Source organism: Bradyrhizobium sp. CB82 (genome assembly GCF_029714405.1).
In the GTDB taxonomy this organism is placed as follows: Bacteria; Pseudomonadota; Alphaproteobacteria; order Rhizobiales; family Xanthobacteraceae; genus Bradyrhizobium.
In genome coordinates this window covers 680,458-697,556 of the sequence record NZ_CP121650.1, presented here as the reverse complement: position 1 = coordinate 697,556, position 17,099 = coordinate 680,458, and the positions used below count along the sequence as shown (strand labels likewise).

At 62.9% G+C, this 17,099-nt stretch carries 16 protein-coding genes; 4 read left to right on the top strand and 12 right to left on the bottom strand.

Annotation, left to right across the window (positions count from 1 at the left end; translation table 11 throughout):
• Nucleotides 1–34: 34 nt before the first annotated feature.
• From QA640_RS03270 to QA640_RS03235, 8 genes are all read right to left on the bottom strand, one after another.
• Nucleotides 35–706 (bottom strand): energy transducer TonB, encoded by a 672-nt coding sequence (locus QA640_RS03270; protein ID WP_283039344.1) that lies wholly within the window; start codon nt 704–706, stop codon nt 35–37.
• Nucleotides 707–756: 50 nt separating this feature from the next.
• Nucleotides 757–1,191, bottom strand: a complete 435-nt coding sequence (gene exbD / locus QA640_RS03265; RefSeq protein ID WP_283039343.1) for a TonB system transport protein ExbD — start codon at nt 1,189–1,191, stop codon at nt 757–759.
• 5 nt (nt 1,192–1,196) lie between these two features.
• Nucleotides 1,197–1,931: a tonB-system energizer ExbB gene (gene exbB / locus QA640_RS03260; RefSeq protein ID WP_283043104.1), complete on the bottom strand. Its 735-nt coding sequence runs from the start codon at nt 1,929–1,931 to the stop codon at nt 1,197–1,199.
• A gap of 115 nt (nt 1,932–2,046) precedes the next feature.
• Nucleotides 2,047–4,452 carry a TonB-dependent receptor gene (locus QA640_RS03255; RefSeq protein ID WP_283039342.1) on the bottom strand — a complete coding sequence of 802 codons (2,406 nt, stop codon included), beginning with the start codon at nt 4,450–4,452 and terminating at the stop codon, nt 2,047–2,049.
• 130 nt (nt 4,453–4,582) lie between these two features.
• On the bottom strand, nt 4,583–4,966 hold the full coding sequence (locus QA640_RS03250) for a DUF2946 domain-containing protein (RefSeq protein WP_283039341.1): 384 nt from the start codon (nt 4,964–4,966) through the stop codon (nt 4,583–4,585).
• A 962-nt stretch (nt 4,967–5,928) separates the two neighbouring features.
• Nucleotides 5,929–7,554: an FMN-binding glutamate synthase family protein gene (locus QA640_RS03245; protein WP_283039340.1), complete on the bottom strand. Its 1,626-nt coding sequence runs from the start codon at nt 7,552–7,554 to the stop codon at nt 5,929–5,931.
• A 433-nt stretch (nt 7,555–7,987) separates the two neighbouring features.
• The gene (locus QA640_RS03240; RefSeq protein WP_283039339.1) at nt 7,988–8,761 is read right to left on the bottom strand and encodes a ferredoxin--NADP reductase; all 774 of its coding nucleotides are present in this window, start codon (nt 8,759–8,761) and stop codon (nt 7,988–7,990) included.
• 157 nt (nt 8,762–8,918) lie between these two features.
• Nucleotides 8,919–9,077 (bottom strand): hypothetical protein, encoded by a 159-nt coding sequence (locus tag QA640_RS03235; RefSeq protein WP_283039338.1) that lies wholly within the window; start codon nt 9,075–9,077, stop codon nt 8,919–8,921.
• 50 nt (nt 9,078–9,127) lie between these two features.
• Between QA640_RS03235 and QA640_RS03230 the strand changes: the two genes are divergently transcribed.
• Complete coding sequence (locus QA640_RS03230) at nt 9,128–10,054, top strand: RimK-like protein (protein WP_283043103.1); 927 nt, start codon at nt 9,128–9,130, stop codon at nt 10,052–10,054.
• Nucleotides 10,055–10,170: 116 nt separating this feature from the next.
• Here the strand turns inward: QA640_RS03230 and QA640_RS03225 are convergent, their stop codons facing one another.
• Together QA640_RS03225 and QA640_RS03220 are read right to left on the bottom strand one after the other, a co-directional pair.
• Nucleotides 10,171–11,085, bottom strand: coding sequence for an amino acid ABC transporter substrate-binding protein (locus QA640_RS03225; RefSeq protein ID WP_283039337.1), 915 nt, complete (start codon nt 11,083–11,085; stop codon nt 10,171–10,173).
• Between the two features lie 12 nt (nt 11,086–11,097).
• Nucleotides 11,098–12,393, bottom strand: coding sequence for a dicarboxylate/amino acid:cation symporter (locus QA640_RS03220; protein ID WP_283039336.1), 1,296 nt, complete (start codon nt 12,391–12,393; stop codon nt 11,098–11,100).
• Nucleotides 12,394–12,606: 213 nt separating this feature from the next.
• On the opposite strand from QA640_RS03220, the gene QA640_RS03215 reads away from it, so the two are divergent.
• The 3 genes from QA640_RS03215 to QA640_RS03205 all read left to right on the top strand — a co-directional run bounded on the left by QA640_RS03215 (nt 12,607) and on the right by QA640_RS03205 (nt 15,840).
• Nucleotides 12,607–13,608 (top strand): NADP-dependent oxidoreductase, encoded by a 1,002-nt coding sequence (locus QA640_RS03215; protein WP_283039335.1) that lies wholly within the window; start codon nt 12,607–12,609, stop codon nt 13,606–13,608.
• Nucleotides 13,609–13,775: 167 nt separating this feature from the next.
• On the top strand, nt 13,776–14,573 hold the full coding sequence (locus tag QA640_RS03210; protein WP_283039334.1) for a hypothetical protein: 798 nt from the start codon (nt 13,776–13,778) through the stop codon (nt 14,571–14,573).
• 118 nt (nt 14,574–14,691) lie between these two features.
• Complete coding sequence (locus tag QA640_RS03205; protein WP_283039333.1) at nt 14,692–15,840, top strand: FAD-dependent monooxygenase; 1,149 nt, start codon at nt 14,692–14,694, stop codon at nt 15,838–15,840.
• A 21-nt stretch (nt 15,841–15,861) separates the two neighbouring features.
• Here the strand turns inward: QA640_RS03205 and QA640_RS03200 are convergent, their stop codons facing one another.
• Together QA640_RS03200 and maiA are read right to left on the bottom strand one after the other, a co-directional pair.
• Entirely contained in the window at nt 15,862–16,380 is a 519-nt protein-coding gene (locus QA640_RS03200; RefSeq protein WP_283039332.1) for a MarR family transcriptional regulator, read from the bottom strand.
• A complete protein-coding gene (maiA, locus tag QA640_RS03195; RefSeq protein WP_283039331.1) occupies nt 16,370–17,002 on the bottom strand; it encodes a maleylacetoacetate isomerase in 633 nt (210 codons plus the stop codon). Before maiA ends, QA640_RS03200 begins: the two co-directional genes overlap by 11 nt.
• Nucleotides 17,003–17,099 lie beyond the last annotated feature (97 nt).

The window sequence follows — 17,099 nt, the reverse complement described above, 5'->3', positions numbered from 1 at the left end:
AGCCCCTCCCACCGCGCAAGACTCCCAGCGTCAACTAGCGCGCGAAATTCACCGGCGCGATGTAACTGTCCTGGGACCCCGGTTTGGCGACCGGAAACGGCGGGAAGGGACTGGCGCGGCGCAGGATTTCGAGCGCCTCGCGATCAAGCACGTCGTTGCCGGATGATTTCGTCACCGCGCTCTCCGTCACTGCGCCCGCACGGTTCAGGACGAACCTCACCACCACGGTGCCCTGTGCCCCTCTGGCCGACGATGGATAGCGCTTGAAGCGCTGCAGATGCCCAAACACCAGCGCGTTGTAGGCATTGGAACCGGCTTGAGTGAATTGGCCGACATGCTCCGTCTTCGGTGGCGCGCGCGTTTCTGGCGCCGGAGGCTGCTCTTCCGGCTTCGGCTTTTCCACGTCTTTCGGCTCGACCTGCGGCAGCGTGACCTCGGCCTGTTGTGGTGGCGACGGAGGTTGCACCACCTGCTCCAGCGGCTTCTCCTCGACCTTGGGCGGCTCTTTCGGCGTTTCTTCCGCCTGCTGCATGGTCGGCCCGACTGCGATGTCCTGGTTCTGAACCTGAGGCGAACTGGCCTCGACCGGCGCAAGCGTTACCGCGATGGCTGGAAGAATATTCGGCTCTACTGGTCTGCGGGCATACCAGAGCGCAACCACTGCCACGATCGCCGCGTGGGCGATCAGGATCGTCAGGCCGGCCAACGTCCAGCGAGAAAGCCCGTGCCTTTCCGGCAGATGGAGCGCGAACGCATTCATTGTTTGGTCGCCGGCGTTTCCAGCCCGACCAAAGCGAGCTTGAGATATCCGGAATCACGCAGGCTGTTCATCACCTCCATGAGCGCGCCATAGCTCAGGGTCTTGTCCCCGCGCACAAAGATCGTCTCGTCCTTGTGATTGTTGGTGGCGGAATCGAGCGCGGCCGGAAGCTGCTCGCGCGTCACCACGGTCTCGCCAATCGCAATGGTCTCGTCCGGCTTGACGGTGAGGAACACGGGCTTGTCCGGCCGTGGCTGCTCGGGCGCAGTGCTGGCAGGCAGGTTGACGCCGATGTCCACGGTTGCGAGTGGCGCCGCCACCATGAAGATGATCAGCAACACCAGAATGACGTCGATGAAAGGCGTGACGTTGATCTCATGCTGGATTTCGAGATCGTCGCCGCCCGAGCGGGAGCCAAGACGGATCGCCATCTTCGTCACTCCGCGGCGCGCGGTAACGGAGCGACTCGGCCCCTCTGTCCGCGGCTGACCATCAACAGGAGTTGCGCCGAGGCGTCGCCCAAGAGGGTGCGATAGCCGCTGATGACGCGCGCGAGATGATTGTAGATCACGACCGCCGGAATCGCCGCGACGAGCCCAAGGGCCGTGGCGAGCAAAGCTTCGGCGATGCCGGGCGCCACCACCGCGAGATTGGTGGTGTGGGATTCAGAAATGCCGATGAAGGAGTTCATGATGCCCCAGACGGTGCCGAACAGGCCAACAAACGGCGCGGTCGCGCCGATCGTTGCCAAAATGCCGACGCCGCGTGAAACCTGTCGTGTCATCGCGGCTTCCACGCGTTCCAGCCGCAACGCGACGCGTTCCTTGAACCCCTCGTCGATGACGCCGTCGGATAGCTCGGCTTCCCGGGCCGTGGACAGGATAAGCTGCGCGACGGCGTCCCCATCGGTTTCGCAAGCGCGGACCGCATCTCGAAGACTGCCACCGCTTTCCAGCATTTTGAGCCGGCGACGTGCGCGCCTCTTCTGCCCGCTGAGTTCGACGGTCTTGGCAAGCCACACCGTCCAGGTCACCAGTGAAGCGAAGGCAAGCCCGATCATCACGGCTTTCACCACGATATCGGCATTGAGGAACATGCCCCAAGGCGACAGGTTTCGCGGCAACAAGGGATTTGGAGATTGGGCAAACGCGGGTTCTGCTGTCACTGCCAGACAGGCAAGAAACCCCGCGAAGCTTGTGATGATTCCGCTGCAAAAATTGCCACCGTGCCTGCTATGCCACATGTGGTCCTCTCTTCGGTAAGTGATCCGGCCTCCAAGGCCAAATTCAGAGTTTCTGCGAAACGCCGACAAAGAAACCGCGCCGCGGTCCGAATTGCGGAGCGAACACGCCGATACCCGTTCCGTCCCTTATTTCGTAGATCTTGTCGAACAGGTTGACGACATCGAACCGCACGGTGGTCGGCTTGTTCGGCGCAACGATGTTGAAATCGTGCGATACCCCGACATTGACCTGCGTGTAAGACGGCAGATGGTCGGTGTTGGCAAAGCCGGAACGAAGCCCGCTACCGTAGATCATGGAGGCGCTTAAGCGCGTGCCGTTCCACAGATAGGAAGCACCCGCGGAAGCGGTCAAGACCTGGGCGTGGTCGGTGTAGATATAGTGGTTAGCGATATAGTTCAGTTCGTCCTGAGCGAACAGAAACTGGTTCGATACGACGTTGGTGGCAACCTGCTTTGCCCAGGCCACGTTGGCCCAGGCGCGGAAGTTGCCGTTGGTGTAGGTCGATTTGACTTCGAGACCAATATTCTCGCCGCGGTCATAGTTGAAGCCGGTCAGCACATAGGCCGCGCCGAACTGGCCATCGTCGAGCAGGTTGCGGGCGATCTTGTAGTAGCCATCGATGCCGACTTCGAGACCGGGCACGGGATAGATCTTCTGAACGACACCGACGTCGAAGACGTGAGAGCGTTCGGGGAGCACCGGACTGTTGAGCGGCACCTCGGGCGTTTGCGTGTTGGCGGGCGCGGTAGGGGGCGTCACCAGCGCAAGATTGGCCGGGGCAGCGATCACTTGCTGTGGCGGCGTGAAGTTTCGCGCGTAGCCGGCGTGGAAGGTGGTTCCGTCGTACGGCTTCCAGGTCAGGCTGATGCGCGGACTGAACTGGTTGGCATCGACATACTGATACATCTGGTCGAAGCGCAATCCAGCGTTCAAGGTTAGCTGGTTCGTGATCCGCCACTCGTCCTGAACATAAGTGCCGAGCAACCAGCCAGTCTTGGAGCTGGAATCGAACACGGTGAAGGGTGGACCGAACGGATTGCCGGTTACGGGATCGACCTGGTTGCCGGTTGCGGGATCGACCGGCAGCACCGTGGATATGTTGTTGACCAAAGAGCGCTCAGCGCTCACGGAAAATCCAAACCGCAGCGTATGGGCAAAACCGACGCGCCAAGCAGTATCTTCCTGAATGCCGTTGACGAAACTCTGACGGTAAACGTCCGACGACACGCCGTTGAAGATCAGATCTCCGAGTGGATCAGGAAAGAAGTGCAACTGGCTGTAGCGGTTGAAGTAGGAGATCTGGTAGTCGATGTCTTCTGCCGATTTCTGGTAGGCAAGGACGTTGAACTGATTGAACTCGTTCTGGTGCTCGTTGAGCGTTGAGGAATCGAAGTTGGTTATCCCATTGACGTTGAAGTTGGGCGTCAGCCCCGGAGTGTTGGGAATCTGAAACGACGCATTCGAAACGCCGCTCATGAACGTCAGGCGGCTGGTGGGATCGAGTACCGTCGACAGATAGAGAAAACCCTTTTCCTGCGACGTGCGGTCGTGAATCGCTTCGTTCGACGGTGTCGGATTTTCTATTCCCAGATTGTTTTGCAGAAAGCGCCCGGACGCGAAATACTGGGTTTGTCCGACCGTGCCGCCATATTCGAAGCTCGGCGTGATGGTGCCGTGACTGCCGCCATAGACGCTGACGCTTCCAGTGTTGTTGAAGGCGTCCGTCTTGGTCTGGATGTCCAGCACACCGGCAGTCCGTAGCCCGTATTGCGCCGGTAGCGCGCCGGTCAATAGCGCCAGGCTGCCGACGATGCCGGTGTCGAGGATTTGCCCGAACGCGCCGACGCCGTCGGGGAGCATGATGCCGTTGATGCGATACTGAAGATTGGCGTGCTCGTTGCGCACATGCAGCTCGCCGCTTGCGGCCGAGTCTTGCGTGACGCCGGGGAACTGCAACAGCACCTTGTCCAGAGTGGCATTGTTTCCCTGCGGCTGAGCCTCGATCGCCTGGTGGCTGACCTCGTAGGAGGTCGCACCGGCCGGCGCCAGAATGGTCTGCCGGGCAGCGTCGAACTTCTGGTTCTGCTGGTTCACGACCTGCCCCTGTGTCGGTGTCGGCGCGGCCGGCTGCCGGGTCACCACCTGACGTGGCGGCGGCGTTCGCGGCCGGCGTCGCTCGGCCGGCGCGACGACGCGGGTCTCCGGTAGGACATTGCCACCCGTGGCCTGTTGTGGCGCTTCGGGTGCCGGCGTCTGTTGCGGGGTGGGCGTGGCGCTCTCCTGAGGCGCCGGGGTAGCGGCGGGAGCCTGCGGCGCAGCGGTGCTGGGCGGCGGCGAGGTGGTCTCGTTCTGCGCCAGAACGGGCGCATCCGATGCGGCAAGCAGTGCCAGCGACGATGCGGAGCAGAGAATTCTCCGCCTGATGCGCAAGGATCGGGGACTAATCATGGCGAAATCCTGACTTTGGATTCGCGCTTCGCGGCGAAAGACGCGCCGTCCACGCGGTCGGGAGCTTCCTATCCCCGTCGCGGCAACGCGCTTCCGCACGTTGCGCTAACAGGGAACCGGAACAGCGATGTCAGGAAATCGGTGGCCCGCGCGGTTGAAATGCGCCTCGCAACGGCTCGACGAGGGCAACGACGTTTTCGGTCTCACGATCGACTGCAACATTGCCAAGTTCCAACGGCAAAGCAGGCGGCGCCGAGGCGAGCGCGTTCGCCATCGCGGTCGCGGCCATGCAGATCGGACAGAGATAGTCGGCATGGCCATCGTTGGGATGACTCTTATTCTGGTTCTGGCCATCGTCCGGCGATGCGATGGACGCCGCCATCGTGGCTATCCCGCGCCCAGAAACCTTGCCATCGATCGCGTGGACGTGACCGAAGGACAGCCCAAGGTTCATCGCCAGCGCAATCAGCGCCAGCCACGTACTCTGCCTGATCGTGTCCCGAAACCAGCGCATTCGAGCGGTAATGTCCCTCGGCGTTCAGCCGCGTCGCAATCTTATCTGAGCTACCACCCCCGTCAATTGTAGGTCCGTGATCTGCCGCGCCCGATCTCTGAGCAGCCGCAAGGTTTTATGTGCCCGCCCCCATCCGATGTTCGGCGGGCGGCGGCGGCCACAGGGCCTAGTCAGGTTCCACCTCCGTTTTGTCTGCAGCGGGTGACCCGTAGCTGGTTGAGCTATTTGTGAGCGGCCGATCACTCGTTATCGCGACCGTAGTAGCTTTTCTTGAGCTGATAGTGGCCTCCGGTAGAGACATACTCCTGGCGGAGGCAAGCACCTTCCCTGCAAAACGTTGCCTGTCCCCCACAGTGCAGATGTTCGAAGTGCAGCTTCATCACGCGTGAATTGTCGATGAAGGTGACAAAGTACTGACCGGCGCGCGGTGGGTCTCGGCACATGCGAATGACAGCAGTCCGAACCTCGGGAGGCAGACGATCGACACGTTCCGAATTCCAGGGATCCTCGTGTCCAACCTGGCTGCCGCGAGCCAATGCGTGTGGCTGGGTGCAAAGTAACAGCACGACAGTCTGAGCCGCGATTGCCGAAATCCGCGTGTGAAAGATCCACATGCAAGCGCCCATTTGCGGGTAAGACCTGGCGGAGCAAATCGTAGAATATCAGGAATGCCAACGACGGCCAGCGGCAAGCTGTCCAAGGTGCGGTGCGTCAATCTACGCTATCCTCGTTTCAACTGTTTACCTGCAACGTAGGTCTCCGAAACGACGCGCAGGCTGAATAGTGCATTTCCGCCATGGTCCGAGACATCCATTCGCCATTCGCGTTCGAGAGCGCCGGATCGTGTCCCGTGGCGTGGTGTAACTGGCGGTGGGACACCGCGTTCGACGGCATGGGCCGGACAGGTCAGCTGGCCAGCCCTCACACCCCGCGCGCGATGATTTTACCGGGCGCGCCGGGCCTCACATTGCGGGCTGGAACGTCTCCGCCCGCGCCATCCGCCAGGCATCGCGGTAGCGCGGGTCCTCGGTGCCCTCGAGCAGCTCCCCCGGCCGCAGCGCCGGATAGAGCTGTGCGAAGGATTTGACTTCGGTGGTCGAGGTGCGCTGGGTGAAATGAATCGGGCGCAGCTCTTGCGGATGCGCGAGGCCGGCGGCGGCGATCAGTTCGGACAGCGAGTGCAGCGTCGCGTGGTGGTAGTTGTGGACGCGGTCGATCTTGAGCGGCACGTAGAGCGCCCGCGCGCGCGTCGGGTCCTGCGTGGCGACACCAGTCGGGCAGCGGTCGGTGTGGCAGCTCAGGGACTGGAGGCAGCCGAGCGAGAACATGAAGCCGCGCGCCGAATTGCACCAGTCGGCGCCGATCGCCATGGCGCGCGCCATGTCGAAGGCGGTCGCGACCTTGCCCGACGCGCCGATCTTGATGCGGTCGCGCGCGTTGATGCCGACCAGCGCATTGTGCACGAAGTTGACGCCCTCGCGCATCGGCATGCCAAGATGATCCATGAACTCCAGCGGCGCGGCGCCGGTGCCTCCTTCGTTGCCGTCGACGACGATGAAGTCCGGGTAGATGCCGGTCTGAAGCATCGCCTTGCAGATCGCCAGAAACTCCCAGGTATGGCCGATGCACAGCTTGAAACCGGCCGGCTTGCCGCCGGAGAGCTTTCGCATCGCTGCGACGAACTGCATCATCCCGATCGGGCTGGAGAAGGCGCGGTGCGAGGCGGGCGAGATGCAGTCCTCGCCCATCGCGACGCCGCGGATCTTGGATATTTCTTCGGACACCTTCGCCGCCGGCAGCACGCCGCCATGGCCGGGCTTGGCGCCCTGGCTGATCTTGAGCTCGACCATCTTGATCTGGTCTTCGGTCGCGACGCGCGCGAACGCATCCGGATCGAAGGTGCCGTCGAGATGACGGCAGCCGAAATAGCCCGAACCGATCTCCCAGATGATGTCGCCGCCCATCTCGCGGTGATACGGGCTGACGCCACCCTCGCCGGTGTCATGGGCAAAGCCGCCCTTCTTGGCGCCGGCGTTCAGCGCCCGCACCGCGTTCGGACTGAGCGCACCAAAACTCATCGCCGAGATGTTGAACACCGATGCGGAGTAGGGCTTCCCACAATCCGGCCCACCGATGGTGACGCGAAACTTCTCTTCGACCCGCGCCTTCGGCGAGACCGAGTGATGCATCCACTCATAGCCCTCGCGATAGACGTCCTCCTGCGTGCCGAACGGGCGCTTGTCGAGCTGCATCTTGGCGCGCTGATAGACCACCGCGCGGGTGTCGCGCGAGAACGGCATGCCGTCCTTCTCGCTCTCGAAGAAATACTGCCGCATCTCCGGGCGGATCTCTTCGAGCAAAAACCGCATATGCGCCGAGATCGGGTAGTTGCGCAGGACCGCGTGGCCCTTTTGCAGGAGGTCGCGGACGCCGAGCAGCGTCAGCCCGCCGAAGATCAGGATGGGAACGAGCAGGATGTCGAAGATCTTGCGGTCGGCGATCCCGAAGCCGATCAGAAGCGCGGTGACGACAGCGCAGATCGTGAGCACGATGAAGCGCGGCGAGAATGGAATCAGCAGGGTTTCCATGAACCCCTCTTCCAAGGGCCCACGGGTCGATTTTGGCGGTTTGCTGTTTTCGTCGGCCACGATCACATCCTCTCATCGGAATGACGGGGTATGATACGCCCGCGTCCCTCTTACGGTATGACGCGGCCCGCTTTTCTGGCTACCGAATTCGACCGACGCAAATCAATCCGCCGGGTGGGCAGGCTGCTGCAGTGCAATAGACCGGATCGGAATAAGACAGCAATGGTGGACTGGCGCTGCGCTGGACCGCCCAGTACGGCCACAGGCGCACCACAAACTCAGCCGCTGTCCCGGACAGGCGAGCACAGCGCGCGCCGATCCGAGACCCATGACCACAGGATTGAATTTGGCGAAGACCCCAGGCTCGCGCTTCGGGCGCCCCGGGACGACGATGATGGCATGTGGCGCGGGATCGCGCCACGCCGCACGAAGCTCAGCGCTCCACGAAGGCCTTTTCGATCACGAAATGCCCGGGCTCGCTGCCGGAGCCCTCGGTGAAGCCGCGGCCTTCGAACATGCCGCGGAGCTCTTCGAGCATCGCGGGGCTGCCGCACATCATGATGCGATCGGTTGCGATGTCGAGCGGGGCCTGGCCGATGTCGTTGAAGAGCTGCTCGGAGTTGATGAGGTCGGTGATGCGGCCGCGGTTCTTGAACGGCTCGCGGGTCACAGTCGGATAATAGACAAGCTTCTCGGAGAGAATCGGCCCGAACAATTCGTCATCGCGCAAGGTCGCGACGAGTTGCTCGCCATAGGCGAGTTCCGAGACCTGGCGGCAACCGTGAACCAGCACGATGGTCTCGAACCGGTCATAGACGTCGGGGTCCTTGATCAGGCTCGCGAACGGCGCAAGGCCTGTGCCGGTCGACAGCAGGAGAAGCCGCTTGCCGGGAATCAGGTTGTCGGCGACGAGCGTGCCGGTCGCCTTGCGGCCGACCAGGATGGTGTCGCCTTCCTTGATCTTCTGGAGACGCGACGTGAGCGGACCGTCCTGAACCTTGATCGAGAAGAACTCGAGCTCTTCCTCGTGATTGGCGCTCGCCATGCTGTAGGCGCGCAACAACGGACGGCCGTCCACTTCGAGGCCGATCATCGCGAACTGGCCGTTCTGGAACCGGAAGCCGGTGTCGCGGGTGGCACGGAAGCTGAACAGGGTATCGGTCCAATGCTGGACGGAAAGGACCTTCTCTCGATAAAACGCGCTCATGTGTTTCGATATTCCGAATTGATACGGTTTTGAACCAAAGCGTTGCCTAGCCCCTTCAACTTGGGGCGACACCACTGTCATGGCGGATGATTTCGCGTGTGTGATGTACGCCATTGAGGTCAATAATCAACCTCGTTTGCGCAGCAATTGATGCCGATCAAACCGGCATTTCCCATTGATTTGTCAGGATAATTAACGATTTTCTCCTTTCAGGCCGCATTGCAGCAATTTCTTTGCCCGAATGGCGTGCCAGGCAGCACTTAATTTCCATTTCACTCGCGAGAAATTCATTAAGAATAGCTCTGCTTTTGGCCATGGCAGACCGCCGATTCCGGCATGAAGCGGCCTTTTGGCGGGACAACCATGATGTCAAGCAATGAACGGATATTCGTCCAGGCGATACGGAGCTACTGTGCGCGGCATGGCATCGCCATCGACGTGCGCGCGGACGGCTGGCTGATCGCGATGCACCGCGGCGGGACCCGCCGCTTCGCCTTCGGCTACGACATCGGCCTCAACAGCGCGATTGCGCATCGCCTCGCCAACGACAAATCGGCCACATCGGAGGTGCTCGCGCTGGCGGGCGTGCCCTCGGTCGCCCATCATCTCTTCCTCAATCCGAAGCTGGGCGAGCACGTCGCCGGCCAGCGCTGGTGGGAGGCGATGCTTCGGCTGCTGATGCAGCACCCGCAAGGGCTCGTGGCGAAGCCCAACGAGGGCACGGCCGGCCGGTCAGTCATCAAGGTGACGAGCAGCGCCGAGCTCGAAGGCGCCGTGAGCGAGATCTTCGCGATGAGTCTTGGCCTGGTGATCGCGCCCTATGTCGAGATCGAGGACGAGGTTCGGATCATTCTCCTCGATGAGACGCCGATGGTGGTCTACGGCAAGGAGCGGCCGTCGGTCACCGGCGACGGCGTTCAGACGCTGCGCGAACTGGCGGGCGCGATGCCGAAAGTGAAGCTCGACGAGCTCGACGCGCGCGAACTGAACGTGGTCGTGCCGAAGGGCGAGCGGCGCTTCCTCACCTGGCGCCACAATCTCGATGCCGGCGCAAAGCCCGTCCTCATCGCGGACGGCGAGGTCCGCGCGACCTGCGCAAAGCTCGCCATCGACGCCGCCCGCGCCATCGGCATCACCTTCGCGTCGATCGACCTCGTCCGTGTCGACGGCGCGTGGAAAGTGCTCGAGATCAATTCCGGCGTGATGATGGAAGCGCTGGGGAAGCTCCATCCGGGTCTCGTGCAGGCGACCTACGACGCGGCGCTGGATCGGGTGTTTGGTTCAGAACACTGAGTAGCGCGCAGTTTATTGGGCTCAGCCGCGAACTCGTTGCACCCTCTCCCCCCGGTGAGAGAATGGATTGCAGCGAGCGTGCGGCGCGATCAACCCGGCAGAGCTGCACACTCCCGCTAGTTATTCGCACCCGGCGAATCGTCCATCGCCTTGAAGGCTTCCTCGAGTTGCAGCGAGATCGGCACGTTCAGCCGCTCACCGGTCGGCAGCCTCGCGATGAACCATTTGTTGTAGAGCGGGACGAGATCGTGGTTGGAGCCGAGCTTGCGGAAGGTGCGCTCGACGACCGCCGAGAGTTGCGGCTCCCCCTTGCGGAACATGATGCCGTAGGGCTCGTAGGACAAATAGTCGCCGGTGACGCGGAACTTGTCCTGCGCCTTGTGGCGCAGAATCAGGCCGTAGAGCAGGATGTCGTCGGTCGCGAACGCATCGGCCTTGCCGTCGGCCAGCATCTGGAACGACTGCTCGTGATCGGGCGAGGTGATGATGTTGAGGCCGAGCGAAAACTTCTTGTCGACCGCATGCATCGCCTGCTCGTTGGTGGTGCCCTTGTTCACCACCACCGTCTTGCCCTTGAGGTCGGTTACAGCGGAAACGGTGGACGCCTTCGGCACCATCAGCTTGGTGCCGGTAACGAATATCAACGGCGAGAACGCGACGCGTTTGGCGCGCTCTGCATTGGCCGTGGTCGAGCCGCATTCGAGGTCGATCTTGTTCTGGAGGATCGCATCGATGCGATCATCCGAGGTGACCTTCACGTATTCGATCTTCAGGTCGGGATCGTCGACCTCGACGCCGATCTCCTCCACGATGGCCTCGCATAGCTCGAGGCTGTAGCCGATCGGCCGGCCCGCCTGATCGAGGAAGGAGAACGGCAGCGAGCTCTCGCGATAGCCGAGCCGCACGACATGCGCGCCCTTGATCGCCGACAGGGTCGGGCTCAGCCCTTCGCCGCCGGTCTGTCCCGAGGCTCCCGTTGCCAACGCACACGCCAGCAACAGACCACCAGATATCGCCGATATCAGGCGCATGACGCGCTCCCGTCAGTGGCCGGCCATCGCGGGCACTTCGCCCGGCACCATGTCCGGCGGCACGACTTCGCCCGGTTCGAGCGCATGCTCGGGCCCGAGCTCGCCTTCCCACTTCGCGACGACCGAGGTTGCCAGCGTATTGCCGATCACATTGGTCGCGCTGCGGCCCATGTCGAGGAAGGTGTCGATGCCCATGATCATCAAGAGGCCGGCTTCCGGAATGTTGAACTGCGCGAGCGTCGAGGCGATCACGACGAGGGAGGCGCGCGGCACGCCGGCGACACCCTTGGAGGTGATCATCAGGGTTGCGAGCATCGCGAGCTGGGTGCCGAGCGGCATGTCGATGTGGTAGGTCTGCGCGATGAAGACGCTCGCGAAGGTGCAGTACATCATCGTGCCGTCGAGATTGAAGGAATAGCCGAGCGGCAGCACGAAGCTCGAGATCCGCGACGAGGCGCCGAAGCGGTTGAGGCCTTCCAGCGTCTTCGGATAGGCCGCCTCCGAGCTCGCGGTCGAGAACGCGATCATCAGCGGCTCGCGGATCAGCTTCAACAGATGGCTGTATCTCGGCCCGATGGCGACGAAGCCGACGATCACCAGGATGCCCCACAGGATCAGCAGCGAGAGATAGAAGCCGCCCATGAAGACGACGAGCTTCCACAGCACCAGAAGGCCATTCTTGGCGACGGTTGCGGTGATCGCGGCCCAGACGGCCAGCGGCGCGAACAGCATCACATAGCTCGTCACCTTGAGCATGATGTGGCTGAGATCGTCGATCAGCCCGAGAATCGGCTTCGAGCGCTCGGGCATCGCGCCCATCGCCACCGAGAAGAACACGGCGAAGATCACGATCTGCAGGATCTCGTTCTGCGCCATCGCGTCCGCGATCGAGGTCGGGATCAAATGGGTGAGGAACTTCTCGATCGAGAAGGCGGAGACCGGCAGGCCGGTCGATTGCGCCTTGTCCGGCAGCGTGCCGGGGAAGTTGGCGCCGGGCTGGAGCAGGTTGACCATCACGAGACCGAGCATCAGCGACACGAAGGAGGCGCTGATGAACCAGCCCATGGTCTTGGCGAAGATGCGTCCGAGCTTGGCGCCCGAGCCCATATGGGCGATGCCGCCGACGAGGGTGGCGAACACCAGAGGCGCGATGATCATCTTGATCAGGCGCAGGAACATCATGGCGATCAGGTTGATGGACGAGGCCCAATCGGCGCGGGTATCGGGCAGAAAGTTGTAGATCGCCGATCCCACAATGATGCCCAGCACCATCGCCGCCAGGATGTATTGCGTAAACTTGTTCGACATTGCCTACCCCCTCGTACACCGAAGCTTCATAGTGTCGCAGATTTTGCCAGCGACGCAACACGCTTGGGGTGTGCGCGGTTGGCCGGATGTTCCCGTTGTGAAAAAGGGCGGAGCGATCTAGCTTTCACGCAGCGCACAACGGATGCGGCTTGCATGTTTTCTGCGCGGCATCTGCATCAATAAAAGTCAACCAATTGAAGAGGGGGACTACCCATGAGCGGGACCGTCAATCGCCAAATTCTCCTGGTGGAGAAACCGAGCGGCAAGCTTGGCCCGGAACACTTCAAGATGGTCGAAGGCGCCGTGCCGGAGCCGAAGGACGGCGAGGCGCTGTTACGCGTGCGCTACATCTCGCTCGATGCTGCCAACCGCGCCTGGATGCATGGCGCGACCTATCGCTCGGCGGTCGAGGCCAACAGCGTGATGGCGGGCGGCGCCATCGCCGAGGTCATCAGCTCGAAGGCAGCGGGGATCACAGCCGGCGATATCGTGTTCGGCGACACCGGCTGGCAGGACTATGCCGCGGTACCCGCAAAGCATCTCACGAAAATGCCGAAGCTCGAGCCGCTGACGCATCTGCTCAGTGTGTTCGGCATCGCCGGCCTCACCGCCTATTTCGGCCTGCTGGAGATCGGCAAGCCCAAGGAGGACGAGACGGTCGTTGTCTCGGCGGCCGCTGGCTCGGTCGGATCGATCGTCGGACAGATCGCCAGGATTAGGGGATGTCGCGTGGTCGGCATCGCCGGCGGCGCGGACAAATGCAGCTGGCTCACCTCGGAACTCGGCTTCGATGCCGCGGTCGATTACAAGGACGGCGCAGTGTTCAAGGCGTTGCGCGCGGCTGCACCAAAGGGCATCGACGTCTATTTCGACAATGTCGGCGGCGACATTCTGGAAGCCTGCCTGCCGCAAATGAACAATTACGGCCGGATCGCCTGCTGCGGTGCGATCTCACAATATGACGGCGCGCCGTCCGCGCATGGCCCGCGCGGCGTGCCCGGCTTGATCGTGGTGAAGCGGCTCGTGATGCAGGGCTTCATCGTGATGGACTACATGAATCAGAGCCAGCGTGCGCTGGCAGACCTGCAAGCCTGGGTCAAGTCGGGGCAGTTGAAGGTGCAGGAGGACATCATCAACGGCCTCGAGAACACGCCGCGAGCGCTGATCGGATTGCTTGCGGGCGAGAACCGCGGCAAGCGCATGATCAAGCTCTGACGTTGTTGTCCCGCCACATTCCGCGGGCATAATCTACTTGCGGTAGCAGCCAAAGCGGCCAATGATGCCGCGCGCGTGACGACCCCCGCGCCGATTGCGATCACATGACTTTTTCGAAGCTCCGATTTTCAAGGCATGGCTTACCGACAGGGCAGGAACTGACGCAAATGTTCAACAGCTCAGGATTTCTCGCAACGCGTAGCGCGCTGCTTACGGCGGCTCTCTTCGCAACTGCAGCACCGGTCTTCGCGCAGGCCCCGACCGACGCGCAGAAGAGTGCGATCCGGTCCGCATGCCGGGCCGACTATCAGGCGCATTGCGCGAGCGTCAAGCCGGGCGGCGCCGAGGCGCTGCAATGCCTGAATAACAACATGTCGAGCCTATCGTCGGCCTGCCAGAGCGCGGTGCGCGCGATTGAACCGGCGGCTGCGCCAAAGACCGAAGCTGCGCCGGCCGCACCGAAGACTGGATCGGCGCCTGCCGCCGAACCCGCCAAGCCGACCGCCACGACCGAAGCCCCCAAAGCCGAGACGCCCAAAGCTGCCACGGCCAAGCAGCCGAGCAGCGCACAGGTCTCCACAATCAGAAGCGCCTGTCGCTCCGACTATCCAAAGGTCTGTGCGGGCGTGCCGCCCGGCGGCGCGCCCGCGCTCGAATGTCTGGAGAAGAACAAGGCGAACGTCTCGTCCGCCTGCGCGAAGGCGATGAGCGCCGCGACCGGCGGTGGCGGCGCGCCAGCAGCCGCGGCGGCTGCACCTGCGGCAGCGCCGCCGGTCATCAACCTGCGGCCGTTGCGGCCGCGCGAAGAGCTGTTCATCGTGCGCTCGGCCTGCGGCGGCGACATCCGTTCGCTGTGCGCCGGCGTGGCGCCGGGCGGCGGCCGCATCGCGCAATGCCTCGCGACCAATGCCGCCTCGCTGTCACCGGCCTGCAAAGGCGTCCTGGCACCCTTCGCCGCGCGATAAGATCGCGGTAGGATAGAGCGACGCGGCGCGCCACGGCTGCGCAGCAATTTCCAAGGCGGCGTGGGCCCCCGGGGCGTGCATGCCGGCAATGATGCTGCAGAAACTTGGGAGGACGACGTTGCGGATCGCCGTAATCGGCGGAGGGCCTGGCGGGCTCTACTTCGCCTATCTCTGGAAGATGCGTCACCCCGAGGACCAGGTCGACCTGTTCGAGCAGAACCCGGCCGACGCGACCTGGGGCTTTGGCGTGGTTTTCTCCGACGAGGCGCTCGAGTTCCTGCGTTCCGACGACCCCGAGACGGTGGACGCGATCGCGCCGCATATGGAGAGTTGGGAGAACATCACGCTGAACCTGCGCGGTGACAGCGTCGCCATCGACGGCGTCGGCTTCTCGGCGATCGGACGGCTCGATCTCCTGAAATTCCTCCAGCAGCGCGTGATCGATGCCGGCGTCGCCTCGCGCTTCGACACGCAGATCCAGTCTATCGATCAGCTCAACGGTCATGATCTGATCGTCGCCGCCGACGGCTTGAATTCGCTGGTGCGCCGCTCGTTCGAGGGCGATTTCGGCACCTCGCTGTCCTACTCCTCCAACAAGTTCGTCTGGTACGGCACCTCGAAGCACTTCGACACGCTGTCGCAGACCTTCGTGAAGACCGACCGCGGAGCCTTCAACGCCCATCACTATCGCTACTCCCCGACCATGAGCACGTTCCTGGTCGAATGCGATCATGCGACCTGGCACGCCTATGGCTTCGCCTACAAGGACGTCGAGCAATCCAAGGGCGTCTGCGAGGAGGTCTTTGCCGATACGCTCGGCGGCCACTGCCTGGTCTCCAACAAATCGGTCTGGCGCAATTTCCCCTGGGTCTGGAATGAGCACTGGTCGTTCAAGAACATGGTTTTGATCGGGGATGCCTTGCACTCGGCGCATTTCTCGATCGGCTCAGGCACGCGGCTCGCGATCGAGGACGCGATCGCGCTGGTGAAGGCGCTGGAATCGGACGCGCATCTTGCCACCGCGCTGCACCGCTACCAGGCCGAGCGCAAACCCGTCGTGCAAAAGCTCGTCGATGCCGCGCGCACCTCGGCCGGCTGGTACGAGCATTTTGCCGAGCACATGAAGCTCGACCTGATGGACTTCGCCTACAGCTACATCACCCGCTCCGGGCGGATCGACGATGCGCGCCTGCGCCATATGTCGCCAGCCTTCATGGCGCAGTATGAGGCCGCCAAGAACGGCGGAGATCCCCGGGACGACGGCTGAATATGAGGCGCATGCAGCGCCTCACACCTGTCCCGCCTTTCCCAGATGTTCCAGCGCGTCCTCGGCGCGCAGGGGGACGCGGGAGGCTTCGTTGTTGAGATCGACGAGCTGCACGAGCAACCCCATCAGCGTCTTGCGGTCGGCGGGTTTGAGCGGCTCCAGCATGCGCGCCTGCGCGCGCTCGACCGCGGGAATGATGTCCTTGAGGATCGCGGCGCCCTGCCTCGTCAGATAGAGCAGCTTGATCCGCTTGTCCTCGGGCGCCGGCTTGCGCTCGACATAGTCCTTGGCCTGGAGCCGCTCGATGACGCTGCCGAGGGTCGAGCGGTCGAAGGCGATCACCGCGGACAGCCGCGTCGCATCGATGCCGGGATGGGTGTGAATCGCAACCAGCGCCGCATATTGCACCGGCGTCAGATCGAACGCCTTGCACTCCTCCATGAAGATCGAGACTGCGATCTGTTGCATGCGCCGGAACAGGTAGCCCGGCGCGGCATAGACCGCGTCCATCGTAATGGGAGGGGCAGGCTTACTCGGCATCGGGCTGCTTCTCCGGCGCAGCATTGGCAAAGGCCGGGAGTGCCTTTGCGGCGGCTTCCGCCGCGAGCAGGCGCGGATAGGCCGAGACGTCGACACCGAAGCGGCGGGCGTTGCCGAGCTGCGGCACCAGGCACAGATCGGCGAGCGTCGGCGCGTCGCCGAAACAGAACGGCCCAGGCTCGTCTTTCACGAGCGTCTCACAGGCCGACAGCCCCTCGCGATTGACCCAGGCGGCCCATTCCTGAACCTTCTCTTCCGCCACCCCAAGCTCGCGCAGGCGCGCCAGCACCTTCAGGTTCTGCACCGGGTGGGTATCGCAGGCGATGGCAAGCGCGAACGCGCGCACCCTGGCACGGCGCAAGCTATCCTTCGGCAGCAGCGGCGGATTGGGGTGGGTTTCGTCCAGCCATTCGATGATGGCGAGCGACTGGGTCAGGGTCGCGCCCACATCATCCTCAAGCGCCGGTATCAGGCCCTGCGGGTTGATGGCGAGATAGGCGGGCGCGCATTGCTCGCCCTTACGCAGGTGATGTGGCAGGTGCTCGGCGGCCAGGCCCTTCAGGTTCAGGGCGATCCGCACCCGGTAGGCCGCGCTGGAGCGGAAGTAGCCATGCAGCTTCATTTCGGAACCCTCCCGGAAATCTTTGTTGCCGTCTCCGGGCGATGCGACGCAAGACCCGGAGTGACGGCATCTAACATCCATCACTGATTGACGTTAC